This window comes from Pseudomonas extremorientalis (genome assembly GCF_024584605.1).
In the GTDB taxonomy this organism is placed as follows: Bacteria; Pseudomonadota; Gammaproteobacteria; order Pseudomonadales; family Pseudomonadaceae; genus Aquipseudomonas; species Aquipseudomonas extremorientalis.
In genome coordinates, this window is record NZ_CP089519.1 from 4,628,585 (window position 1) to 4,653,023 (window position 24,439).

23 protein-coding genes and 1 pseudogene are annotated in these 24,439 nt (G+C 61.7%); 7 read left to right on the forward strand and 17 right to left on the reverse strand.

Annotated features, from left to right (window positions below):
- Positions 1 to 127 precede the first annotated feature (127 nt).
- Entirely contained in the window at positions 128 to 562 is a 435-nt protein-coding gene (locus tag LUU92_RS20755) for a MarR family transcriptional regulator (RefSeq protein ID WP_058424932.1), read from the reverse strand.
- A gap of 121 nt (positions 563 to 683) precedes the next feature.
- On the reverse strand, positions 684 to 2,810 hold the full coding sequence (gene recQ / locus LUU92_RS20760) for a DNA helicase RecQ (protein ID WP_071491301.1): 2,127 nt from the start codon (positions 2,808 to 2,810) through the stop codon (positions 684 to 686).
- Between the two features lie 265 nt (positions 2,811 to 3,075).
- Between recQ and LUU92_RS20765 the strand changes: the two genes are divergently transcribed.
- The 3 genes from LUU92_RS20765 (at position 3,076) to LUU92_RS20775 (ending at position 7,655) form a co-directional block, all read left to right on the forward strand.
- Positions 3,076 to 3,663 carry a UPF0149 family protein gene (locus tag LUU92_RS20765; protein WP_058424934.1) on the forward strand — a complete coding sequence of 196 codons (588 nt, stop codon included), beginning with the start codon at positions 3,076 to 3,078 and terminating at the stop codon, positions 3,661 to 3,663.
- Between the two features lie 20 nt (positions 3,664 to 3,683).
- A complete protein-coding gene (locus tag LUU92_RS20770) occupies positions 3,684 to 4,067 on the forward strand; it encodes a YbaN family protein (RefSeq protein ID WP_071491302.1) in 384 nt (127 codons plus the stop codon).
- A 117-nt stretch (positions 4,068 to 4,184) separates the two neighbouring features.
- Positions 4,185 to 7,655, forward strand: a complete 3,471-nt coding sequence (locus tag LUU92_RS20775; protein ID WP_257102576.1) for a hybrid sensor histidine kinase/response regulator — start codon at positions 4,185 to 4,187, stop codon at positions 7,653 to 7,655.
- 24 nt (positions 7,656 to 7,679) lie between these two features.
- Here the strand turns inward: LUU92_RS20775 and LUU92_RS20780 are convergent, their stop codons facing one another.
- Both LUU92_RS20780 and LUU92_RS20785 read right to left on the reverse strand, forming a co-directional pair.
- The gene (locus LUU92_RS20780) at positions 7,680 to 9,044 is read right to left on the reverse strand and encodes a DNA recombination protein RmuC (RefSeq protein WP_170856059.1); all 1,365 of its coding nucleotides are present in this window, start codon (positions 9,042 to 9,044) and stop codon (positions 7,680 to 7,682) included.
- Positions 9,045 to 9,219: 175 nt separating this feature from the next.
- Positions 9,220 to 9,543, reverse strand: coding sequence for an SEL1-like repeat protein (locus LUU92_RS20785; protein ID WP_025855837.1), 324 nt, complete (start codon positions 9,541 to 9,543; stop codon positions 9,220 to 9,222).
- Between the two features lie 457 nt (positions 9,544 to 10,000).
- On the opposite strand from LUU92_RS20785, the gene LUU92_RS20790 reads away from it, so the two are divergent.
- From LUU92_RS20790 to LUU92_RS20805, 4 genes are all read left to right on the forward strand, one after another.
- Positions 10,001 to 10,306, forward strand: coding sequence for a hypothetical protein (locus LUU92_RS20790; RefSeq protein ID WP_058424938.1), 306 nt, complete (start codon positions 10,001 to 10,003; stop codon positions 10,304 to 10,306).
- Positions 10,307 to 10,750: 444 nt separating this feature from the next.
- Positions 10,751 to 10,975, forward strand: coding sequence for a hypothetical protein (locus LUU92_RS20795; RefSeq protein ID WP_005790139.1), 225 nt, complete (start codon positions 10,751 to 10,753; stop codon positions 10,973 to 10,975).
- A gap of 280 nt (positions 10,976 to 11,255) precedes the next feature.
- Positions 11,256 to 11,738, forward strand: a complete 483-nt coding sequence (locus LUU92_RS20800) for a hypothetical protein (RefSeq protein ID WP_092242982.1) — start codon at positions 11,256 to 11,258, stop codon at positions 11,736 to 11,738.
- A gap of 146 nt (positions 11,739 to 11,884) precedes the next feature.
- Entirely contained in the window at positions 11,885 to 13,168 is a 1,284-nt protein-coding gene (locus tag LUU92_RS20805; RefSeq protein ID WP_257102577.1) for an OmpP1/FadL family transporter, read from the forward strand.
- Positions 13,169 to 13,233: 65 nt separating this feature from the next.
- Here LUU92_RS20805 and LUU92_RS20810 read toward each other — a convergent pair whose 3' ends face one another.
- From LUU92_RS20810 to cobO, 13 genes and pseudogenes are all read right to left on the reverse strand, one after another.
- Positions 13,234 to 13,785 carry a glutathione peroxidase gene (locus tag LUU92_RS20810; protein ID WP_257102578.1) on the reverse strand — a complete coding sequence of 184 codons (552 nt, stop codon included), beginning with the start codon at positions 13,783 to 13,785 and terminating at the stop codon, positions 13,234 to 13,236.
- A 150-nt stretch (positions 13,786 to 13,935) separates the two neighbouring features.
- Complete coding sequence (locus LUU92_RS20815; protein WP_162276405.1) at positions 13,936 to 15,135, reverse strand: MFS transporter; 1,200 nt, start codon at positions 15,133 to 15,135, stop codon at positions 13,936 to 13,938.
- Positions 15,136 to 15,198: 63 nt separating this feature from the next.
- Positions 15,199 to 15,603 (reverse strand): MarR family winged helix-turn-helix transcriptional regulator, encoded by a 405-nt coding sequence (locus LUU92_RS20820; RefSeq protein WP_071491308.1) that lies wholly within the window; start codon positions 15,601 to 15,603, stop codon positions 15,199 to 15,201.
- Positions 15,604 to 15,645: 42 nt separating this feature from the next.
- Positions 15,646 to 16,374, reverse strand: coding sequence for an adenosylcobinamide-GDP ribazoletransferase (locus LUU92_RS20825; protein WP_071491309.1), 729 nt, complete (start codon positions 16,372 to 16,374; stop codon positions 15,646 to 15,648).
- Positions 16,375 to 16,376: 2 nt separating this feature from the next.
- Positions 16,377 to 16,952 (reverse strand): alpha-ribazole phosphatase family protein, encoded by a 576-nt coding sequence (gene cobC, locus LUU92_RS20830; protein WP_257102579.1) that lies wholly within the window; start codon positions 16,950 to 16,952, stop codon positions 16,377 to 16,379.
- Positions 16,949 to 18,004, reverse strand: coding sequence for a nicotinate-nucleotide--dimethylbenzimidazole phosphoribosyltransferase (gene cobT, locus LUU92_RS20835; RefSeq protein ID WP_071491311.1), 1,056 nt, complete (start codon positions 18,002 to 18,004; stop codon positions 16,949 to 16,951). The genes cobC and cobT overlap by 4 nt, the downstream gene beginning before the upstream one ends.
- On the reverse strand, positions 18,001 to 18,522 hold the full coding sequence (gene cobU, locus LUU92_RS20840) for a bifunctional adenosylcobinamide kinase/adenosylcobinamide-phosphate guanylyltransferase (RefSeq protein WP_257102580.1): 522 nt from the start codon (positions 18,520 to 18,522) through the stop codon (positions 18,001 to 18,003). The genes cobT and cobU overlap by 4 nt, the downstream gene beginning before the upstream one ends.
- Positions 18,518 to 19,976: pseudogene (locus tag LUU92_RS20845) on the reverse strand (cobyric acid synthase); the annotation flags it as partial. The gene cobU and the pseudogene LUU92_RS20845, both read right to left, overlap by 5 nt.
- Positions 19,973 to 20,962: a threonine-phosphate decarboxylase CobD gene (cobD, locus tag LUU92_RS20850; protein ID WP_257102581.1), complete on the reverse strand. Its 990-nt coding sequence runs from the start codon at positions 20,960 to 20,962 to the stop codon at positions 19,973 to 19,975. The pseudogene LUU92_RS20845 and the gene cobD, both read right to left, overlap by 4 nt.
- Positions 20,955 to 21,863, reverse strand: a complete 909-nt coding sequence (cbiB, locus tag LUU92_RS20855; protein ID WP_071491315.1) for an adenosylcobinamide-phosphate synthase CbiB — start codon at positions 21,861 to 21,863, stop codon at positions 20,955 to 20,957. The genes cobD and cbiB overlap by 8 nt, the downstream gene beginning before the upstream one ends.
- Positions 21,860 to 22,510, reverse strand: a complete 651-nt coding sequence (bluB, locus tag LUU92_RS20860; RefSeq protein WP_257102582.1) for a 5,6-dimethylbenzimidazole synthase — start codon at positions 22,508 to 22,510, stop codon at positions 21,860 to 21,862. Before bluB ends, cbiB begins: the two co-directional genes overlap by 4 nt.
- Complete coding sequence (locus LUU92_RS20865; RefSeq protein ID WP_071491317.1) at positions 22,507 to 23,814, reverse strand: cobyrinic acid a,c-diamide synthase CobB; 1,308 nt, start codon at positions 23,812 to 23,814, stop codon at positions 22,507 to 22,509. The genes bluB and LUU92_RS20865 overlap by 4 nt, the downstream gene beginning before the upstream one ends.
- Complete coding sequence (gene cobO, locus LUU92_RS20870) at positions 23,811 to 24,422, reverse strand: cob(I)yrinic acid a,c-diamide adenosyltransferase (protein ID WP_010208674.1); 612 nt, start codon at positions 24,420 to 24,422, stop codon at positions 23,811 to 23,813. The genes LUU92_RS20865 and cobO overlap by 4 nt, the downstream gene beginning before the upstream one ends.
- Positions 24,423 to 24,439 lie beyond the last annotated feature (17 nt).

A 24,439-nucleotide genomic window follows, 5' to 3' on the forward strand; every position in this document is an offset into this window, starting at 1 on the left:
GCTGAAAAAACGCGGTGACTTTAGTGGGGCTGCTTCGCAGCCCAACGCGGGACAAGCCCGCTCGCCACAACAAATCTGCTCACCACCACAGCACCGCTGGCCACAGCAAGCCCGCCCGGTGGTTTCTTCAGGACTTTTCCAGATTCGCCAGGATGTGCCCATGCACGCGCATGCACACGCTCAGGTCGGCTTCGTCCACCCCCACAAACAGCTCGTGGCGCAGGGCGGTGGCAATGGTTTCGATTTGTTCGATCAGGGGGCGTGCGGTATCACACAGCACGATGCGCTTGGCACGACGGTCTTCCACCACCGCCTGGCGTTGCACCAGGCCTTGGCCTTCAAGGCTGTCCAGCAGGCGAGCCAGTGTAGGCCCTTCGACGCCGACGCTTTGCGCCAGCTCACGCTGGGTGGGTGCCTCTTCAAAACGAGCCAAGTGCAGCAGAACCAGCCAGCGCGCCTGGGATAAACCAAGCCCCGCCAGACGGCGGTCCAGCTCGGCGCGCCACCCACGGGACATTTGCGCCAGCTGCATGCCAAAACGATGTTGATCGGTTAAAGACATAAAAAACTCATTGTTTAGACTGAAAATAAAGTGTGGCTAATTATTAGTCAGCTAAGCATGAGCTTTGCCCATAGGCAAGAGTTGCTATGTACTGATTCGTTACATTGTCGTAATTGCCACACTAAATTTCGAACTCAGACTGCAAAGCCGCGCGCACGCAGTACAAAACCCCCTCTGGAACACGCCCGGTAAACAGCGGCGCAATCTCCGCAACAGGTGGTAATTCGCCCTCGCCGTCGAGGAACGCATCCTGGATCTCACCGAGCAGATCCTCTGGCAAATCAAGGGCCTGCTCCAACGACAACTGCTGCTTGCCGATGGATTCGGCAAGCAAGGTGTAGACGTTTTTTTCCGAACATTGCAACTGACCGGCGATCTGGATCGGGGTCATGCCGGCGCGTGCCAGGCTGATCAGTTCGTGGCGGATATCGGCGACCTCCTTTGGCGCTTCGGCCTGGCCGCCGAGCACTTCGAGGAACGCCTGGCCGTAACGTTCCAGCTTTCGCGCACCCACGCCGCTGACGCGCGCCATCTCGGCCATGGTGGTGGGCTGTTCGCGCAACATTTCCAACAACGTCGAGTCGGGGAAAATGACGTACGGCGGCACGCTGTGTTCCTGGGCCAGTTTGCGGCGCAGGGTGCGCAGGGCTTCCCACTGTTCGCGTTCCTCGCCACGCACCAGTTGGCTGGCCTGACTGGTGCTGGTCTTGGCGGTGGTCTGCGGCTTGAGGTCGCGGCGTAATTCCAGGCTGACCTCGCCTTTCAGCAAGGGCCGGCAACTGTCATTCAGACGCAAGCCGCCGAATCCTTCGATGTCGATGTCTACCAATCCACGCGCGACCATCTGCCGGAACAGAGAACGCCATTCGCCTTCGGCGCGGGCCTTGCCAACGCCAAAGACCGAGAGTTTCTCATGACCAAAGCTGCGCACTTTCTCGTTGTCCTTACCCAGCAAGACATCCACCAAGTGGCCCACGCCATAACGCTGACCGGTGCGGTAGATAGCGGACAAGCCCTGACGCGCCGGCTCGGTGGCATCCCAGGTCTGCACGCCATCGACGCAGTTATCGCAATGACCACAGGGTTCAGGCATGTCTTCATCGAAATATGCCAGCAGGGTCTGGCGCCGGCAGCGGGTTTCCTCACACAGCGAGAGCATCGCGTCGAGCTTGTGCTGCTCCAGGCGCTTGTGTCGCTCGTCGCCTTCGGAGTTCTGCAACATCTGCTTGAGCATCACCACGTCTTGCAGGCCGTAGACCATCCACGCATCCGCCGGCAAACCGTCACGGCCGGCACGCCCGGTTTCCTGGTAGTACGCCTCGAGGGATTTGGGCAAATCCATGTGCGCCACGAAGCGCACGTTGGATTTGTCGATGCCCATGCCGAACGCGATGGTGGCCACCATGATCAGGCCTTCCTCGTTGAGAAAGCGCTTCTGGTGCGCCGAACGCGTTTCGTTGGGCAGGCCGGCGTGGTACGGCAGCGCCGGGTAGCCCTGCTCGCAGAGAAACGCAGCCACTTCATCGACCTTCTTGCGCGACAGGCAATAGACGATGCCCGCGTCGCTGCGCCGCTCGGAGAGGAACGCCAGCAACTGCTTGCGCGGCTGCTCCTTGGGCACGATGCGATAGAAAATATTCGGTCGGTCGAAGCTTGAGAGGAAGCGTTCGGCGTTCTGCAAATGCAGGCGCTCGACGATTTCTTCCCGGGTGCGCTTGTCGGCGGTCGCGGTCAGCGCAATGCGCGGCACATCGGGAAACAGCTCCGCCAATTGGCCGAGCTGCAAATACTCGCGGCGGAAGTCATGACCCCATTGCGATACGCAGTGGGCTTCATCGATGGCGAACAGGGCGATTTCCAGGCTCTGCAAAAACGCCAGCATGCGCGGCTGTACCAGGCGCTCGGGCGCCAGATAGAGCATCTTCACTTCACCGCGCTTGATGCGAGCGGCCAGGTCACGCTGCTGTTCGGCACTGAGGGTGGAATTCAACGATGCGGCGGCGACACCCAGCTCTTCCAGGGTTGCCACCTGGTCGTCCATCAATGCAATCAAAGGCGATACCACCACCGCCAAGCCATTGCGCAACAGCGCCGGCACCTGGAAGCACAATGACTTGCCGCCACCGGTAGGCATCAGGACCAGTGCATCACCGCCACTGGCCACGCGCTCAATGATCGCACCCTGGCGGCCACGAAAACTGTCGTAGCCGAAGATGTCCTTGAGGACGCGTTGAGCCTGCTCGAGCATGTAAAACTCCAAAATGGTGCCGAAATCCCTCTGTACAGGCTGGCCGAAAAAACACGCTTTCACGGGAAATAATCCGTAAGCGAAGTTTTCGCGGGCTGGCGCTTGGCCTGCAAGGGCATCACAAAACGCGGCAGTATACCCGAGCGATCTGCGGCAAAGGGCATCACTGACGAATAGCCGCCACGATCTAAAATGCCGTGCGGCTGGCCTGGGCGCTCAAGAAAGCCTAGAATTCAGCATCGTTTATTCCCAAGGTAACTCTTCAATGTCCTTCGCTGAGCAACTAACCCGCCTGCAAGCCTTCCTCGACGCCGATGAGCTGCATGACGAGGCGCTGGACTACGTGGCCGCCCACGGCTACCTGACCGCCTTGTCGATCTGCTCCGAGGTCGTGCCTGACCGTGAATGGATCGACGCGCTGTTCGCCGAAGAGCCGCACTACACCGACGCCGCCCAACGCGAAGAAATCGAAGCCACCCTGCTGGCCCTCAAGGCCCACATCGGTCGCCAGTTGGCCTCCGACGAAGAGTTCGAGCTGCCGTGCGAACTGGACCTGGGCGAAGAGCCGGATGACTCCGACCTGCGCGGCTGGTGCATCGGCTTCATGGAAGGCGTGTTCCTGCGCGAAGCCGCCTGGTTCGAAACCGCCGAGGAAGAAGTCAGCGAAATGCTGCTGCCGATCATGGTCGGTTCGGGTCTGTTCGACGACCAGCCGGAGTTCTCCGACATCGCCGCCGACGCCAACCTGATGGACGACATGATCGTGCAGATCCCGGAAGCCCTCACCGCGCTGTACCTGCTGTGCAACGCCCCTGACGAAAAACCGGCGATCCTCAAGCCACGTCACCACTGAGTCGTTTGCCCGTGACACCCATGGGCAACCGTCCGCTGCTCCTGCGCTACCTGCTGCTGGCCATTGGTTGGCTGAGCGTAGCGCTGGGGGTCATCGGCATTTTCCTACCGGTATTGCCGACCACGCCCTTCCTGCTGCTCGCCGCCGCCTGCTTCGCCCGAAGCTCCCCGCGTTTCTACCACTGGCTGGTGCAACACCCGCGCCTTGGCCCGTGGATCCGTGATTACCTGGACGGCAACGGCATCCCGCTCAAGGGCAAGGTCTACGCCATCGGCTTGATGTGGCTGAGCATCGGCGTGTCCTGCTATTTAGTGCCCCTACCGTGGGCGCGCGGCTTCATGCTGACCAGCGCCGTGCTGGTGACAATCTACATCCTGCGCCAGAAAACCCTGCCACCGCGCTGAATGACCTGCGACATTCGATCCCACACGACCTTGGTCGACACTGACTAACCCCAGGCATCATGCGAGACTGTCCAACCGGGCCTGGAATGCCCGGGCGTTCCTATGCTCGGAGTTACCATGACGCTGTCCAGCGGGCTGATCGCCGCCGTTGCCCTGGCCTATATGGCCATTATGTTTGCCATCGCCTTCTACGGTGACCGTCGCCGTGCGCCACTGCCGCCGCGCATGCGTGCCTGGGTGTACAGCCTGTCGCTGGCAGTTTATTGCACCAGTTGGACCTTCTTTGGCGCCGTAGGCCAGGCCGCCGAACAGCTGTGGGCGTTTTTACCGATTTACCTGGGGCCGGTGCTGCTGCTGGTGCTGGCACCCTGGGTGCTGCAGAAGATGATTCTGATCAGCAAGCAGGAAAACATCACCTCCATTGCCGACTTTATTGCCGCACGCTACGGCAAATCCCAATCGCTGGCGGTGGTGGTAGCACTCATCTGCCTGGTCGGCGTATTGCCTTACATCGCCCTGCAACTCAAAGGCATCGTGCTGGGGGTGAACCTGTTGATCGGCGCGGGCGCGGACACCACCGGCACCCGCGCCCAGGACACCGCGTTGATTGTGTCGCTGGTGCTGGCGCTGTTCACCATCGTGTTTGGTACGCGCAACCTCGACGCGACGGAGCACCACCGGGGCATGGTGCTGGCGATCGCGTTTGAATCCCTGGTCAAGCTGTTCGCCTTTCTGGCGGTCGGCGCGTTTGTGACCTACGGCCTGTACGACGGTTTCGGCGACCTGTTCAGCCAGGCCATGTTGGCGCCACGGCTGGAGGAATACTGGAAAGAGACCGTCAACTGGCCGTCGATGGTGGTGCAGACCGGCGTGGCAATGATGGCGATCATCTGCCTGCCGCGGCAGTTTCATGTCACGGTGGTGGAAAATATCGACCCTCAGGACCTGCGTCTGGCCAAATGGGTGTTCCCCGCCTACCTGATCCTGGCCGCTCTGTTTGTAGTACCGATCGCCCTGGGCGGCAAGATGATGTTGCCGGGCTCGGTGCTGCCGGACTCCTACGTGATCAGCCTGCCCATGGCCGAAGCCCACCCGGCGCTGGCGGTGCTGGCCTTTATCGGCGGCGCCTCGGCGGCCACCGGCATGGTGATTGTGGCGAGCATCGCCCTGTCGACCATGGTCTCCAACGACATGCTACTGCCGTGGCTGCTGCGCCGCTCCAGTGCCGAGCGCCCGTTCGAAGTGTTCCGCCACTGGATGCTGTCGGTACGCCGAGTCAGCATCGTCATCATCCTGTTGCTGGCCTACGTCAGCTACCGCCTGCTGGGCTCCACCGCGAGCCTGGCGACCATCGGCCAGATCGCCTTTGCCGCCGTGACTCAACTGGCACCGGCGATGCTCGGTGCGCTGTATTGGAAACAGGCCAACCGACGCGGCGTGTTTGCCGGGCTGGCAGCGGGCACTTTCCTATGGTTCTACACCTTGGTCCTACCGGTAACGGCGAAAAGCCTGGGCTGGTCCCTCAGCCTTTTCCCAGGACTGACGTGGATGCATTCCCATCCACTGGGTCTGTCCGTGACGTCGTTGACCCTGGGCACCGTGTTCTCGCTGGCGGGCAACTTCACGCTGTTCGTGTGGGTGTCGATGCTGTCGCGCACACGGGTTTCCGAACACTGGCAAGCCGGGCGTTTTATTGGCCAGGAAATCAGCCAACGCGCCAGCGCCCGCTCGATGCTGTCGGTGCAGATCAGTGATTTGCTCAGCCTGGCCGCGCGCTTTGTGGGTGAAGAACGCGCCCAGCAGAGTTTTATCCGCTTCGCCTATCGCCAGGGCAAAGGCTTCAACCCCAACCAGAATGCCGACAACGACTGGATCGCGCACACAGAGCGGTTGCTGGCCGGTGTACTCGGTGCCTCCTCGACCCGCGCCGTGGTGAAAGCCGCCATTGAAGGGCGGGAAATGCAGTTGGAGGACGTAGTACGCATCGCCGACGAAGCCTCGGAAGTGCTGCAGTTCAACCGCGCCTTGCTGCAAGGCGCTATCGAGAACATCACCCAGGGTATCAGCGTGGTCGACCAGTCCCTCAAGCTGGTGGCCTGGAACCGGCGCTACCTGGAGCTGTTCAACTACCCGGATGGACTGATCAGCGTCGGTCGGCCGATTGCCGACATCATCCGCTACAACGCCGAACGTGGCTTGTGCGGGCCAGGTGAGGCCGAAGTGCATGTGGCGCGACGCCTGCACTGGATGCGCCAGGGCCGTGCGCACACGTCTGAACGCTTGTTTCCCAATGGTCGCGTGATCGAGCTGATCGGCAACCCGATGCCCGGCGGTGGCTTCGTGATGAGTTTCACCGACATCACTGCGTTCCGTGAAGCCGAGCAAGCTCTTACAGAGGCCAACGAAGGCCTGGAACAACGGGTCACCGAGCGCACCCACGAACTGTCGCAGTTGAACGTGGCGCTCACCGACGCCAAGGGCGTGGCCGAGTCCGCCAGCCAGTCGAAGACGCGTTTCCTGGCGGCGGTCAGCCATGACCTGATGCAACCCCTGAATGCCGCACGCCTGTTCTCCGCCGCCCTCTCCCACCAGCAGGACGGCCTCTCCAGCGAAGCCCGGCAATTGGTGCAGCATCTGGACAGCTCACTGCGTTCCGCCGAAGACCTGATCAGCGACCTGCTGGATATTTCACGCCTGGAAAACGGCAAGATCAATCCGCAGCGCCAGCCTTTTGTGCTTAACGAACTGTTCGACACCTTGGGCGCCGAGTTCAAGGCGCTGGCCCAGGAGCAAGGTCTGCGCTTCCGCCTGCGCGGCAGTCGTTTGCGCGTGGACAGCGACATCAAGTTGCTCCGCCGGATTTTGCAGAACTTTCTTACCAACGCATTCCGTTATGCCGACGGCCCGGTGCTACTCGGCGTACGCCGACGTAAAGACGCGCTGTGCCTGGAAGTGTGGGACCGTGGCCCGGGAATCCCACCGGATAAACAAAAGGTGATCTTCGAGGAATTCAAGCGCCTGGACAGCCACCAGACCCGCGCCGAGAAAGGCCTGGGGTTGGGCCTGGCGATCGCCGACGGCCTGTGCCGCGTGCTGGGCCACCGCCTGAGTGTGCGTTCATGGCCCGGCAAGGGCAGCGTATTCAGCGTGCGCGTGCCGCTGGCCCGTAACCAGACCAGCCCGCAGGTCAGGACGCCGCAGGAAACCGGCCTGCCGCTGAGCGGTGCGCAGGTGCTGTGCGTGGATAACGAAGAAAGCATCCTGCTCGGCATGCGCAGCCTGCTGACGCGCTGGGGCTGCGAAGTCTGGACCGCCACCGACCAGGCGCAATGCGCGGCATTGCTGGCCGATGGCGTGCGTCCGCAACTGGCGCTGGTGGACTACCATCTGGACCATGGCGAAACCGGGACTGAATTGATGGGTTGGCTGCGTGCGCAATTGGCGGAGCCGATTCCCGGCGTGGTGATCAGCGCCGACGGCCGTCCGGAGATGGTGGCCGAGGTGCATGCGGCGGGGTTGGATTACCTGGCCAAGCCGGTGAAACCGGCAGCGTTGCGAGCATTGTTGAGTCGGCATCTGCCTTTGTAGGAGACGGCAGGCCGACGCCTACCGTTACTCGGGCAGATGGGCCACGCCATCTGAGTCGGTCATCGCCCGTTCCAGCAAATCAGCAGGAAGACTCTTGCTGGCCCGCGCACCGAGCAACCTCAATTGCTCAGTCCGGCTGACCAGATTTCCGCGCCCATCTGTCAGCTTGTTACGCGCCGCGCTGTAAGCCTTATCCAACTGCTGCAAACGGTTACCCACTTCATCCAGGTCCTGGATAAACAATACGAACTTGTCGTACAGCCAACCGGCGCGCTCGGCGATTTCCCGGGCATTCTGGCTCTGACGTTCCTGCTTCCACAGGCTGTCGATCACGCGCAGGGTGGCCAGCAACGTGGTCGGGCTGACGATCACGATATGGCGGTCGAAGGCTTCCTGGAACAGGTTCGGCTCGGCCTGCAACGCAGCGGAAAACGCTGCTTCAATAGGTACGAACAGCAACACGAAATCCAGGCTGTGCAGGCCCTCCAGGCGCTTGTAATCCTTGCTCGCCAGCCCCTTGACGTGATTACGCAGCGACAGTACGTGCTGTTTCAGGGCCGCCTGGCCGATGACCTCATCATCCGCCGCCACGTATTGTTGATACGCGGTGAGGCTGACCTTGGAATCCACCACCACCTGCTTGTCACCAGGCAACATGATCAGCACGTCCGGCTGGAAGCGCTCGCCATCCGGGCCCTTGAGGCTGACCTGGGTCTGGTACTCACGGCCTTTTTCCAGGCCCGCGTGCTCCAATACCCGTTCGAGGATCAGTTCACCCCAGTTGCCTTGGGTTTTCTGGCCCTTCAACGCACGGGTCAGGTTGGTGGCTTCATCCGACAGACGCAGGTTCAGTTGCTGTAGGCGCTCCAGCTCTTTAGCCAGGGAAAAACGCTCGCGCGCCTCGTTCTGATAGCTTTCTTCCACGCGCTTTTCGAAAGACTGAATGCGCTCCTTCAGCGGGTCGAGCAATTGGCCCAGGCGCTCCTGGCTGGTTTCGGCAAAGCGCTGTTCGCGCTCATCGAAGATCTTGCCGGCCAGCTCGGCAAACTGCGCGCGCAGCTCATCCCGCGAGCCTTGCAGGTCGGTCAGGCGTTGTTGATGGCTGTCCTGTTGTTCGCGCAATTCGGCGCGCAAGGCAGCTGAAAGAGCGTCGAGGCGGCGCAGCTCAGTCTCCTTGGCGCTGCGGTCGAGGTTCCAGGCGTGGGCGGCGTCGCGGGCATTGTCGCGGTCGATCTGCAGCAGCTCGACTTCGCGGCGTAAGGCAGCCAGGTCGGCCTGCTTGGCGGCGTTGGCCTGGCTCAGATCGCTGATCTCGTCGCGGCTGGCATCCAACTGCGCGGCGAGGCCCTCCTGGGCCAGTTGTGCGGTGGCCAGGCGCTCTTCGAGCAGTTCCCAGCCGGTCATGCGTGCGGTCAGACGCCGCTGAAGCTGCCAGCACACCGCCAATAAAGGCACGGCAGCGCCTGCGAGGCCCAGGGCGATACTGGTCCAGTCAAAAACCATAGACATGTCTGCCATCACCGAAAAAAAGCAAGGTTAGCGGAGCCCAGGGCCTGAGGACAGCTCAGTCTTCGACCTGGCCCAGTTCACGCTGGGCGCGACGGTCGCCGGCACGGGCCGCCAGGCGCAACAGGTCGTGGCCGATGCGGCGGTCGCGGGCATTCCCACATTCACGGCACATCAGTTGGCCCAGGCGACTTTGGGCAGCGACCACGCCTTCACGGGCGGGCTGCTTGAGCAAGCGCCCGGCGAAGTGTTTGACGTTGGTGTTATGACCCAGGCGCGGACTGTCGAGCAGCCACAAGGCAACTTTCAAGGAGAAGCGCTTGGGGGCGGTAACAGTTTGAGGGGTATCGGTAACAGAAGGTGATACTGAGCGAAACTTCATAAAGCACTGTGGGACAGATCGGAAGGCGCGCCACTCTACTCTTTTTTTCGTACAGGTAAAGCTGAAAAAACTCTGCACGCCCGTTCTAGAGCAAGCGCTTGGGACAATCCACAGAAGCTGTGGATAACTCAGTGGACAACCCCCCTTTAACTCGCGCAAAGCCCCATGGAATGGGGGTCGCAGTCAAACTGACGATTTTTTCACCAATAAAAAAAAGCCAGATTTTTCATTGACTTAAATTTCCATTGCAGGCAAATGGCAGCCCCTCAGAGCAGTTGACAACGCGGTTACACACCCCGCAACTAATGTGCACAAGTACCCATCCGACGGTTATATCACCGGCGTTTTTTGAAGCAACTTGCTGCAAAGATGTTACCGCCAAGGCCAACCAGGGACTTTTCAAATCTTGCCGGGCTCGCCACACTCCCCGACCTACAGCGCATGGGTGGAGGGGTCGATGAAGGGAATTCTGTTGTTCGCGGTGCTGCTCCTGGCCATCTGTGCCATTTCCTTGGGAATCAATGCGGCGCTGCCCTCTCCGGACGGGGCACTGTTCGCCATCGCCATTTTGCTGTCGGCGGCGTTCACGGCCGTGAGCTTGTGCATTGAGCTCGGCGAAGGCCGGATCAACGATATGGGTGACGTGATGAAAGTGGTCGAGACCGGCCAATCCCTGCGCTTGACCCTTGCCGCCTACGGCCTGGGTTGCTCGCTGGCAGCGGCAGCCACGGTACTGGTTTATCGGGGCCTGCTGGGCGGCTGATTGAAGTTTTTTCGCTAACACACTTCCCTTACCCGTTTCAATCCGTTACTATCCGCGGCGTTAGTACCAAGCTGAAAGTCAATTCTGGTCGAACAACTCCCTTGTACAACACGGGATCGACCACCTCGATGGTTTCCAGGTATTACTTGCGACGACACTGCCTTTGAACAAGCAAAGGGTGCCGCGAAGTTTCCATACTCTGACCGAACCAACCTGCAAATTGATCAGGATCTTCACCCTGGGCCCAGAACCTTTGCCCCTGTTGTGTCGCCTGCCCTCCTAAGTACCTACCTGCCAGCCCAAGCGCGCCTAACTTAATAGCGCTTCAAACTGGCTGCTTTGTTCCAGTCGGGTTCTTCGTTCGATCAATGGTGATCAACGTCACTGGAACGTTTTAATACGGCACAGTTCTTATCTGTGTCATTTGTAGGAACACCAATAATTATGAACGCTCAAATCCATACTCAGGATGCCATTCGCACCCTCACCAACGCTTTTGCTCCAATGAACTGCCTGATCATGGCCGCTCGCAAAGGCTGCTTCAGCTTCACCCTGGTCAACGAACACGGCATCGCTCGTCACAGCGAACGCCTGTACCCCGATCAATACTCCAGCGCAGAACCGCTGCAGGCCGTGATCGAGCGTACCCGTCAGGCACTGACTGCCTGATCGACCTGAGTCGCTGAAACACAAAAACCCTGTTTAAAAAGCAGGGTTTTTTATTGCCCGGAATTTGCCCACCGAGCTTTTGCACTAAGTTCAAATAGATATAAACGTTATAACTAAATGAAGAAGATGTTTTAAAAACAGTCCTTTACATCGCAAATATGACACTACACTTCAACTCAAGCGGCATGATCCGCTTCCGGCGAGCCTGAGATCCGATCCACTGCTGCCAAGCCCCCACCTTCTCAGGCCTCGTCGTCCACTTTCACGGATTGAGGCTTGTATGGGTATCGCTGCCAGCGAATTGTGTCGTTATGTGATCAGGCCGACGTTGATGTACCTTGGCCGACATAACCCGACGGCCGAGTCACTGCTGCTGGGCATTGCCGCCAGCCAGTCGGAACTCGGTTCCGCCTTGCACGACCGGCGTGGACACGGCCTGTACAGCATCACCGAACCGCGCCACCGCGCGTTGTGGGACGACTACCTGGCGCTGGACCCCGAGCGCGCCAGCCTGGTACGCGGCCTCGCCAGCCAGCACGCGTTCCTCAGCGCACCGCAACTTGAGCTGACGGTCAACCTGCGTTATGCCACGGCCATCGCCTGGCTTTTGGTGGAACAACACACCCCTGCACTGCCCCCGCCCGGTGATGTGCTGGGCATGGCACGTATCTGGAAAGAAATTTTTCATCCACAAGGAAGGCTGCGCGATTTCACTCAAGCCTGGCAAACCTGTGTTTCACCCATGAATCAGGTGGTTTGCTGACCGGGCAATTTGCAAGATTCGCCAAAAAACCTGAAATTTGGTCGGATTGTCCTACAAAACCGCTCTATCTCCTGCATTACAGCCTATAGCGCGATGTTAAATTTATTGTTACTTTCCGCAGCGGTGATCACCACGGAGTTCTAATAATGAAAAAAGTAATGCTCAAGACCACACTTAGCCTCGCCGTTGCCATGTCATCCTCCCAACTGTTTGCAAGCGGTTTTGCACTGAACGAACAGAGCGTCAGCGGGATGGGTACGGGTTTCGCAGGTCGCTCTTCTTCTGCCGATGATGCAAGCACGGTTTACGGTAACCCTGCCGGTATGTCCCGCTTGAATGGCCAGCAAATCACGGGCGGTGTTGCTGCCATTGATGCGTCGACCGATATCAGTAACACAGGTGGTAATTCTCGCGGCTCCAACAAAGGTGACATGGTTCCGTTCACCGCAGTGCCATTTGGTTTCTATACCAACAAACTCAATGATCAGTGGGCCGTTGGCTTCGGTGTATACGCACCGTTCGGCCTGGTGACTGACTACGAAAGCGGCTTTCAGGGCCGTGGTTTCGGCAGCAAGAGCGAAGTGAAGGTCATCACCTTCCAGCCAACTGTCAGCTATGCATTCAACGACCGCGTATCGGTCGGCTTTGGCCCGACCATCAACCGGATCTCCGGTGTGCTGGAATCGGACAAGACCCTTAACCCTGCCGTCAGCGATACCAACGTCAAAATCAAGGGCGATGATACGGCACTGGGCTTCAATGTCGGTGTATTGGTCCAAGCGACTGATACCACACGTGTTGGCCTGACCTACCACTCCAAGGTCAAGTACAAGCTGGACGGCCACACCACCGTGAGTGGTCCCGCCGCCACTCAACCGTTCCTGCGTAACAACCGTTATGACGCGTCGCTGAAAATCGATACCCCAGAGTCCTACGACCTGTCGGTTACACAAGACCTGACTGACGCCTGGAAACTGTATGGCGGTGCTACCTGGACGCGCTGGAGTCGCCTGAAAGAGATCACCGTCAACAACAAAGGTGTAACGGGGGCAGGTGGTTTATTGGCACCGAGCCAACTCAGCGCGATCACCGAAGAACAGAACTGGCACGATACCTGGGCCTACGCAGTGGGTACTTCTTACCAGTTGACCAACCAAGTGGTGTTGCGCACCGGTTTGACCTTCGACCAGTCACCCACCAACAACACCAATCGTTCTCCGCGGATTCCTACAGGCGACCGCACGATCTTCAGTGTGGGCCTTGGTTACAAAGTCATGGATAACATGACGATCGACCTGGCTTACTCGTACCTGAAGGAAGAGGACGTCAAGGTCAACCAGACCGCTGCCGCTCCTTCAACCGCCAGCTACCGCGCCAAGTATGAAAACAGCGCCAACGGTTTCGGCCTGGGCATGACCTACACCTTCTGATCCAGACGGGTGTGAAAAAGCCCCGCTCTCCTGCAAAGGAAGCGGGGTTTTTTAATGGCTGGCCCTCAAGGTTTGGAGGCGATCGCCTGTTCCACCGCCTTGATCAGATCCGGATTGTCCGGCTTGGTCAAACTGGAGAAATTGGCAATCACCTTGCCCTGCCGATCCACCACGTACTTGTAGAAATTCCACTTCGGCGGCGTGTCGGTCTGCTGCGCCAGCACCTTGAACAGGTGCACCGCATCCGGTCCCTTGACCTTCTGTGGCTCGGTCATGGTGAAGGTCACGCCGTAATTCACGTAGCAGACCTTGGCAGTCTCTTCGCCAGTCTTGGCTTCCTGCTTGAAGTCATCGGACGGCACGCCGATCACTTCCAGCCCTTGGCCCTTGTAGCGTTGGTACAACGCCTCAAGGCCTTTGAACTGCGGGGCGAACCCGCAGAAGCTGGCAGTGTTGACGATAACCAGCGGCTTGCCAGCAAAACGCTGGCACAGGTCGATGGATTCCTTGGCGCGCAGCTTGGGCAACTGGCCCTCCAGCAGCGGCGTGCAACTGGCGGCCAGGGCGGCACTGCCAATGGCCATCAGGACGGGTACAGCGAGCCAACGCATCTGCATGTCGTGTGTCCTTAAAAGTATTCAGACCACGAACTTAACAGATCGCCATACCCAGTTGCATCAACGCCAGCCCGCCATGCTGCCAGCCCCACCAGGCCAGCAGCACCAGGATCAGTCCCGCGACGAGGATCAGACCGCGTAACGCTACACTCATGCCGCCTCCATCTGCGCCTGCAAGCGCGCCACCGGCCGCTCACGCACCGGCCAGTTCAGGGCGGCGGCGAGCAGGCTCAACAGAATCGCCACCTGCCAGATCAAATCGTAGTTGCCGGTTCGATCATAGACCACCCCGCCCAACCAGCCACCCAGGAACGAACCCAACTGGTGGAACAGGAATACGATCCCACCCAGCATGGAAAGGTTTCGCACACCAAACAGCGTTGCCACGGTGCCGTTGGTCAACGGTACCGTGGATAGCCACAGGAAGCCCATCGCCATGCCAAACAGGTAGGCCGTGATCTCGGTGACCGGCGCCCACAGAAACAGCACGATCACCACCGCACGCAGCAGGTACAAGCCCGTCAGCAAGCGCGGTTTGGACATGCGCCCGCCGAGCCAGCCGGCGGTGTAGGTCCCGAAGATATTGAACAGGCCAATCAGGGCCAGCACCGTGGTGCCAACCGTGGCCGGCAAGTGCTGGTCTACGAGGTAAGCCGGCAGGTGCACGCCGATAAACACTACTTGAAAACCGCAGACAAAAAAGCCGAACGCCAGCAGCCAGAAGCCGGAATGGGAGCAGGCTTCCTTCAAGGCTTCACGCAGGGTCTGCTGGCCGGCCAGCGCTGGTAGAGGCCGGTCCTTGAGCATGGCGACCAGCGGCAGGATCAGCGCCACCATCAAGCCCAGTGCGAGCAATGCCGTCGACCAGCCCAGCCAACTGATCAAACCCAGCGTGCCCGGTACCATCGCAAACTGGCCGAACGAACCGGCCGCACTGGCGATCCCCATCGCCATGCTGCGTTTTTCCGGCGCCACCGCGCGGCCGACCACACCCAGAATCACTGAGAACGAGGTGCCGGACAGGCCGATACCAATCAACAAGCCCGCACTGAGGGACAACGACCACGCCGAATCGGACATGCCCATCAACACCAGGCCAACGGCGTACAGAACACCGCCGACAAATACCGCTTTGGTGGCACCAAAACGGTCGGCCAGGGCGCCGGTGAACGGCTGCGCCAGACCCCAGATCAGGTTCTGCAGGGCGATGGCGAAGGCGAAGGTCTCGCGGCCCCAGCCAAACTCGCTGCTCATCGGCGCCAGGAACAGGCCGAAACCGTGGCGCACGCCCAACGACAACGCCAGGATCAGCGCACTCCCCACAAGAATCCAGCCACTGGTGCGCCACATCGAGGTCATTTCTTATTCTCCGCTCGCGGGTATATACCCGCTTGTATTCGAACAAACTCCCATTCAGGCGAGTTCGTCCAGCAAGGCCAACAAGGTTTCGCGTTTTTCCGCGCCGAGTTGATCGATCAATTTCTGCTGCGCCGCTTCCCAGGCGGGTAATGCGGCGGCGAGTCGCGCCTCACCCTCCCGGGTCAAGATCACCAGGCGATTGCGCAGGTCGTCGCCTTCCACCAGTTGCACCAGGCCCTCGCCTTCCAGCACCCGCAGGTTGCGGCCCAAGGTGCTGCGATCCAGGCCCATGGCGTCCGCCAGGCTGGAAATGCTCGGCTGGTCGAGTCGTTGCAGGTTGCACAGCAAAGAATACTGGGCGACGTTGATCCCGAAGCCGTCGAGAGCGCCGTCGTAATGCCTGCTGACGCCACGGGCGGCACGTCGCAGGTTGGTACATAAACATTGGGAGGCAAGCATGGAACGTGTATATACCCGCGATTAAGGAAATGCAAGAAAGTGTTACAGCGCCAGGCCGACCAACACCACGACTTCCAGCAGCTCCAGCAAGGCCCCTGCGGTGTCACCGGTGGTGCCGCCCAGGCGATTGACCATCAGTTGGCGCAGCCCCAGAAAGCAGATCGCCGCGAGCAATACCGCAACCCCGCCGCTGAAGCCGCCAATCAGGATGCAGGCAAGACCACTGAGGATCAGTACCTGTTGACCGACAATCCTCGGTAAATGATCCGACAGAGCCTGGCCCAGTCCCCCTGCACGCACATAGCGCGTGGTGAGAAACAGCGCCAGCATCGATGCGCGGCCGATCAGCGGCGCCAGGATCAGCGCGGCGCCATTGTGTTGCTCGATCAAAGCCACCAGCGCAGTGAACTTGAGCAACAGCACCAACCCCAGCGTCACCACGGCAATCGGCCCGCTGCGCGGGTCCTTCATGATCGTGAGCGTGCGCTCGCGGTCACCGAAGCCGCCCAGCCAGGCATCGGCGCTGTCCGCCAGGCCATCCAGGTGCAAGCCGCCGCTGAGCAATACCCAGGCAGTCAGTAACAGTGCGGCATGCAGCAGCAATGGCGCGCCCATCAATACGCTGTTCAGCGCCCACAACAGCACGCCGAACAACAGGCCTACCACCGGATAAAACAGCAGCGAACGCCCCAGTTCCTGAGGCTGCGGCATGCCCGGCAGGCGAATCGGCAGGCTGCTGAGAAATTGCAGGGCGATCCAGAATGGCAGCACGTCTACGCCCCTTCCTTCAGAGTTCCGTCAGCCGCAACCTGCAGGCTGAACAGCCCACCATGACCGACCTCGACGTTCAACAACTGCTCCCGGGGCAAGCCACGCGCCTGCGCCAGTAACAGGCGCATCACGCCGCCGTGACTGATCAACAACACTCGTTCACCGGCATATGCCTGATGCAAACGTGAGACAGCCCCCAGAACCCGTTCGGAAAAGGCGCTGACCGCCTCCCCGTCCGGCGGTGTAAAGCTATAAGGATCGGCCCAGAACAGCCCCAGCCCTCCGGCGTCGGTCTCCATCAAGGTCGCCGCACTCTGCCCTTCCCACGCACCGAAGTGCAGCTCTTGCAGGTCCTTCTCCAGCGTCACCGGCAGCTTGAGCCGGGCGCCCAATTCTTCGGCAAATCGCGCACAGCGTTGCAGCGGCGAACTGATCAGGCGGTCCCACGGCCCCCGCGCCACCACAGCCTCGCGCATCTGCACCCAGCCATTGGCGGTGAGTGCATCGTCCAGGCTGCCGCGCAGGCCGCCACCCAGCTCGGTTTCGCCGTGGCGCAGCAGGTCGAGGTGCAAGATCATGCCGGGCGGTCCGCCACGGCGGCTTCGGCGAAGGTCGCCATTTGCCCGTGCAATGCACAGGCAAGGCGCAACAACGGCACTGCCAGCGCCGCACCACTGCCTTCGCCCAGGCGCAGGCCCAGTTCCAGCAACGGCTGCGCGTCGAGGTGTTGCAGCACATGACGATGGCCAGGCTCGGCGCCACGATGGCCGAACACCAGCCACTCGCGGCATGCCGGGTTCAGGCGCGTGGCGACCAGTGCCGCGACGGTGCAGATGAACCCATCCACCAACACCACGATGCCTTCCTGGGCACACGCCAGGTATGCACCGACCAGCGCGGCGATCTCGAAGCCGCCGAGATTGAACAGGGTCTGCAAGACATCGCCGCGTTGGGCGGCATGCACCGCCAGTGCGCGCTCGATCACGGCCACCTTGTGGCTCACGCCCTGGGCATTCAAGCCGGTGCCCGGCCCCGTCAGGTCACTGACCTGGCAGTCGAGCAAGGCACACGCCAGGGCACTGGCGGCGGTGGTGTTGCCAATGCCCATCTCGCCGCCGATAAACAGCTGTGCACCGCTAGCCAGCGCACGCCGCGCACTGTCGCGACCGGCTTGCAGGGCACGTTGCCCCTGGGCCTCGGTCATGGCCGGGCCGTTGACAAAATTGGCGGTGCCCGCGCCGATGTTCAGGTGACGCACACCGGGCAGGTCCAGGGACGGGGTCACCGTGCCCAGGTCGACCACTTCCAACTGTGCTTCCAGCTGCCGCGCCAAGACGCTGATAGCCGCCCCCCCGCTGACGAAGTTGTGCAGCATCTGCCCGGTGACCTCCTGGGGAAACGCCGACACACCTTCCGCGACCACGCCATGGTCACCGGCGAAGATGGCGATCCACAGCGCGTCCACCGACGGTTTGACCTGGCCCTGCAAGCCGGCCAATTGCACCGCCAGCGCTTCCAACTGGCCGAGGGAGCCGGCCGGTTTGGTCAGTTGCTGTTGGCGTGCCAGAGCGTGTTCGTAGGCTTGAGTGTCAATCGCCTTACACGGGTTGAGCCACCAGGTGTCAGTCATAACGCAGTACCTTTCAAAGTCAGGGGCAGGCCGGCGACGGTCAGGACAACACGCTGACATCGCTCGGCCAAGGCTTGATGCAGCCAACCGGCTTCATCCACATAGCGGCGAGTCAATTCGCCCAGCGGCACGACACCCAGACCGGTCTCGTTGCTGACAAAAATGATTTCACCCGGCAGCCCGGCCAGGGTTTCCAGCAGTTGATCGCGCTCGGCGGCCAGACGATGCGAATCCTCAAGCATCAGCAGATTGGTGAGCCACAAGGTCAGGCAATCCACCAGCAGGCAGCGCTCGGTTGCCGCGTTGTCGCGCAGTACCCGCGCCAGTTCAACGGGTTCTTCGATCAGCCCCCAATGGTCGGGGCGACGCTGGCGATGCAGGGCGACACGCGCGCTCATCTCGCCATCCAGCGGTTGGCTGGTGGCGATGTACGTGACGGGCAAGCCACTGTCGCTGGCAAGCTTTTCGGCGAGGCGGCTTTTGCCGGACCGGGCACCACCGAGGATCAGCTGGAGCATGGGGTGACTCCACACAAACTGCGCAACAAATCGGTATCCAGGTGGTTCTCTACCAAGTCTGCCAGGCGCTCGATATCGCGCTCGCGCAGGGCGTGGTAATCCACTTCCTGCACGTCCTGCAAACCGGCCCAGCGCAACAAGGCGCTGCACGCGGCCGGGCTTTCGAACAAGCCATGCAAGTAGGTGCCAAGGATCTGCCCATCGGCACTTTGTGCGCCATCGCTGCGGCCATCCTCCAGCAACACGGCGGCATTCGACAAAGCATCACCGCAGGTCACGCCCGCATGGATCTCATAACCGCTGACCTCGGCATTCTCCAACAACAAACGCCCACGCACGTTGCGCAACTGCTTCTCTTCTTCCAGCGTGGTACTGAACGCCAGCAGCCCCAGGCCATCGCTGGAACCGGCAGGCCCTTCCAGGCCCAACGGGTCGTGCACTTGCTCGCCGAGCATCTGCAAGCCGCCGCAAATGCCGAGCACCTTGCCGCCATAACGCAAGTGACGCGCCACGGCGGCGTCCCAACCGTTGGCACGCAGATAGGCCAGGTCGCTGCGCACACTTTTCGAGCCGGGCAGGATGATCAGGTCGGCGGCCGGGATCGGCTGGCCTGGCCCGATGAATTGCAAATCCACCTGGGGGTGCAAGCGCAGCGGGTCGAAATCCGTATGGTTGCTGATGCGCGGCAACACCGGGACCACCACCTTGAGCACCTGGGCCGCCTTGTCGATCTGGCGTTGGTCGATGCCGTCCTCGGCTTCCAGGTGCAGGTCCATCACGTAAGGCAGAACGCCCACCACCGGTTTGCCGGTGCGTGTTTCCAGCCAGTCCAGGCCGGGTTGCAACAGCGCGATGTCACCGCGAAAACGGTTGATGATGAAGCCTTTGACCCGCGCCTGTTCCGTGGGTGACAGCAGCTCCAGGGTGCCGACCAGGTGGGCGAATACCCCGCCGCGATTGATATCGGCAATCAGCAACACCGGGCAATCCACCGCCTCGGCGAAGCCCATGTTGGCGATGTCGTTGGCGCGCAGGTTGATTTCCGCCGGGGAGCCAGCGCCTTCCACCATGACCACGGGATAGGCCTGGCTCAACCGGGCGTGGGAGGCCAGCACCGCCTGCATCGCAATGGCTTTGTAGTCGTGATAGGCCACGGCGTTCATGGTGGTCACGGCACGGCCGTGGATGATCACTTGGGAGCCGGTGTCGCTGTTGGGTTTGAGCAGCACCGGGTTCATGTCGGTATGAGGCGCCAGGTTGGCGGCCTGGGCCTGCACCGCCTGGGCGCGGCCGATTTCACCACCTTCGGCGGTCACGGCGCTGTTGAGCGCCATGTTCTGCGGCTTGAACGGCGCCACGGCCACACCCTGGCGCACCAGCCAGCGGCACAACGCGGTCACTAACGTACTTTTGCCGGCATCGGAGGTGGTGCCCTGCACCATCAGCGTACTCATGTTGCGTCCTTATAGGCGGCCAGGGCGTCGTCGAGGCGCTGCCAGTCGGCCTCAGTGTCGGGCAGGCCGAAACGCAGGCTGCTGTCGTGGACGAACAGGCGCAGCAGAATGCCGCGCTGGGCCATGAATTCGTGCACACGTTCGGCATGGGGCGTGATCAGCCATTGGAACAAGGCACAGCCGCCCTGAGGTGGAAAGCCGTGGCGCACCAGCAACGCGAACAAGCGCTGGCCCGCCTCTATGCAACGCGTGCGTTGCCGCGCATGCCCGGCGGTGTCGCGCAGGCACCCTTGGCCCAGCACCCGCGTCGGTCCGCTGACCGCCCAGGGGCCGACCTGCTCGGCGAGCAACTTGAGCAACTTGCGCTCGGCCAACACAAAGCCCAGCCGCACGCCGGCCAGGCCGAAGAACTTGCCGAACGAACGCAGCACGATCAAACCGACCTGATGCGCCTGGCCGGCCAGGCTCAGTTGCGGGGTGACGTCCATGAAGGCTTCATCCACCACCAGCCAGCCGCCGCGCTGGGCCAGCCGCGAGTGCCAATCCAGCAGGCGTTGCGGGCTCAGGCTCAGGCCGGTGGGGTTATTGGGGTTGACCACCACCAGCACGTCGAGGCCATCAAGAAAGAAGTCGACTTCCTGTTCCTGCACTTCGCGCACCACGTAACCGGCACGGCGCCAGGCTTCGGCGTGTTCGGCATAGCACGGCGACAGCACGCCGACCTTGCCGGCACGACGCAGTCGCGGCAACAACTGGATCGCCGCCTGGGAACCCGGCACCGGCAATAGATGCGCAGCGCCGTAGTATTCGCTGGCGGCCTGCTCCAGGCCGTCGTCGGTTTCCGGCAGGCGCGCCCAGGCACGCAGGGGAATCTCGGGGATCGGCCAGGGCCAGGGCGCGAGCCCGCTGGACAGGTCGAGCCAGTCGGCTTCGGCTATCCCGTACTGAATCGCTGCCTTGCGCAGCCGGCCACCATGCTCAAGCATAGAATTGCGCCCCCGCGCACAGGATCAACAGCCACAACCATACGCCGCGCTGCACCAGTTGCCAGCCCCGATCGATGGAATCGGCATCCGCCGCCGGGCCTTCGCCCAGTTGCGGACGATGGTGCACTTCGCCGTGATAGATCGCGGCACCGCCCAGCTCCACGCCCAGGGCGCCCGCACCAGCGGCCATGACCGGGCCGGCGTTGGGGCTGTCCCAGGTCGGGCCCTGGGTGCGCCAGCATTTGAGCGCCAGCCGGGTCTTGCCCAGCAACGCGTAGGTCAACGCCACCAGGCGTGCGGGAATGTAGTTCAGCACATCGTCGATTTTTGCCGCCGCCCAACCGAAGCGCTCAAAACGCTCGTTGCGATAACCCCACATGGCGTCGAGGGTGTTGCTCAGGCGGTAAAGCACCACGCCCGGCACACCGGCCACCACAAACCAGAAAATCGCAGCGAACACCGCATCGCTGCCGTTCTCCAGCACCGATTCGGTGGCGGCACGGGCGACTTCGGTGCGGTCCAGCTCGCTGGTCTGGCGGCTGACCAGGTAGCTCACGCGTTTGCGCGCCGCCTCCAAGTCATCACTGCGCAGGGCCTGGGCCACCGGGATCACATGCTCGCCAAGGCTGCGCATGCCAAGGGCGCAGTACAACGCCAAGATCTCCAGTACCCAGCCAATGTAAGGCGCCCACGACAAGGCCGTAGCCAGCAGCGTCAGCGGCACCACGGCGATAAACCACGCGGTCACGCCATGGCTGCGCCAGCCACGGCCACCGGTATTGAAACGTTGCTCGATGCGCCCGGCAAAATCGCCGAACGCCACCAGCGGATGCCAGCGCCTGGGTTCGCCCAGCAGCGCATCCAGCGCGACTGCAGCGACACACAGCAAGGCCACACTCATTGACTCACTCCCCACGCATTTTCATACAACATGTCACTCAAGGGCCGAGGCTCGGTCCAGCCTTCGAGCTGCAACATCGGTGCCGGGTAGAACTCGGCTACCGGCCCCAGGCACAACACGGCCAGGGGTTTCGCACCGGGCGGCAAACCCAGCAGATCGGCCAGCGCCTGGGGTTCGAACAACGAGACCCAGCCCATGCCCAGGCCTTCGACCCGCGCCGCCAGCCACAAATTCTGGATAGCACAGGACAATGACGCCATGTCCATTTCCGGCAGGGTGCGACGCCCGAAGATGTGCCGCTCGCGATCATCCATCAACGCCGCCACCAACACTTCGGCACAGTCGTGAATGCCTTCGACCTTGAGCTTCATGAACTCATCGGAACGCTCGCCCAGGGCTTCGGCGGTGCGTAAGCGTTCTTCTTCCACCACCTGTTGAATCTGCCCACGCAACTGGCGATCGCTGATGCGAATAAAGCGCCAGGGCTGCATCAGGCCGACGCTGGGCGCCTGGTGTGCGGCCTGGAGCAAGCGGTGGAGCAGCTCGGGGGCGACAGTGCCGCCGCTGAAGTGGCGCATGTCGCGGCGTTCGGCGATGGCGCGGTAGACGGCGTCGCGGTCGGCCTGGGGAAAAGCGTTGTCGCTCATAGTGCTGGATCGGGCGCGAACAATGCGGCCACCGCCTGGGGATTGGATGGGAAATAGAAGTGTACGTAGGACGCCGTCATCCGCCCCTGCCGATACACCGCCTCGGCACCGCGCCCGCCATTGGGGCTCAGGCCACGGGCAATCGGTTGCCATTCAGTGGTGGTCAGGGAATGGTGATAGGTATGGCCACGCAGGGTGCCTTCCGGCAATTCGACGCTTTGCAGGGCCAGGGCCGCCAGTTTCTTTTGCATCACCGCGTCGCCCTGCAACAGGCCGAGCAGTTCAGCGCGGATGCCGTCGACATCGGTCAGCGAGTCCAGCAGGTAGAGCATGCCGCCGCATTCGGCAAGCAAGGGTTTGCCGGCCGCGTGGTGAGCGCGAATGGCGTCGAGCATCGGGATGTTTTCCGACAGCGCCTGGTGGTGCAATTCGGGGTAACCACCGGGCAGGTAGAGGCTGTCGGCATCGGGCAATTGGCGATCGTGAATCGGCGAAAAAAACTTCAGCTCAGCGCCCATTGCGCGCAGCAGGTCGAGACTCGCGCCGTAGGTAAAGGCGAAGGCCTCATCGCGGGCCACGGCAATGCGCACGCCCTTGAGCAACGGCTCAGCCTCGATCACTTGGGGCGCAGCGAACGTCACCGGCGGCGGCAAGGCGACTTCGCAACTGCTGCCCAACGCTTGGGCGGCGGCGTCCAGGCGTACATCGAGGTCATTCAGTTCGCTCGCTTGCACCAGGCCGAGGTGGCGACTGGGCAGTTCGATACCGGTCTCGCGTGACAATGCGCCATACCAGCGCAGGCCCTCGGTGAGGCTGCCTTCGAGCAGTTGCGCATGACGCAGGGTGCCGACACGGTTGGCCAATACGCCGGCGAATGGCAGATCCGGCTGATAGCGCGCCAGGCCCAATGCCAACGCGCCGAAGGTCTGCGCCATGGCCGTGCCGTCGATCACCCCCAGCACCGGCACGCCGAAGTGTCGCGCCAGGTCGGCGCTGGAGGGTGTGCCGTCGAACAGGCCCATCACGCCTTCGATCAGGATCAGGTCTGCCTCCCCCGCCGCTTCCCACAGCAAACGACGACTTTCCTGCTCGCCCACCATCCACATATCCAACTGATACACCGGCGCACCGCTGGCGCGTTCGTGGATCATCGGGTCGAGAAAGTCCGGGCCGCATTTGAACACGCGCACCTTGCGCCCCAGGTTGCGGTGCAAACGGGCGAGCGCGGCGGTGACGGTGGTTTTGCCCTGGCCGGACGCCGGAGCGGCGATCAAAACGGCAGGGCAATGACGGGGCTGATTCAAAGTTCGACGCCCTTCTGTGCCTTGATACCCGCCTGGAACGCGTGCTTGAGCATGCCCATTTCGGTGACGGTGTCGCCCATTTCGATCAACTCGGGCTTGGCGCCGCGGCCGGTGACCACCACGTGTTGCATCGGTGGACGGGCTTGCAGGTCGCTGAGGACCTGGTCCAGGTCGAGGTAGCCGTGCTTGAGCGCGATGTTCAGCTCGTCCAGCACCACCAGGCCGATGGAGGGGTCTTGCAGCAATTCGCGGGAGACCGCCCAGGCGGCCTCGGCGGCGGCGATGTCGCGCTGGCGGTCCTGGGTTTCCCAGGTGAAGCCTTCGCCCATTACATGGAAGCGCACTTGCTCGGGGAAGCGACGGAAGAACAATTCTTCTCCAGTGCTGTTGCGCCCCTTGATGAACTGCACCACACCGCACTGCATGCCGTGGCCCATGGCACGGGCCAACATGCCGAACGCGGAGCTGCTTTTACCTTTGCCGTTGCCGGTCAGCACCAGCAGCAGACCGCATTCGTTGGGGGAGTTGGCGATGCGCTCGTCGATCACGGCTTTTTTGCGCAGCATGCGCGCCAGGTGGCGTTCGTCGCGGTCGGGGGAATCGGTCATGGCAGCTCTCCGTTGGG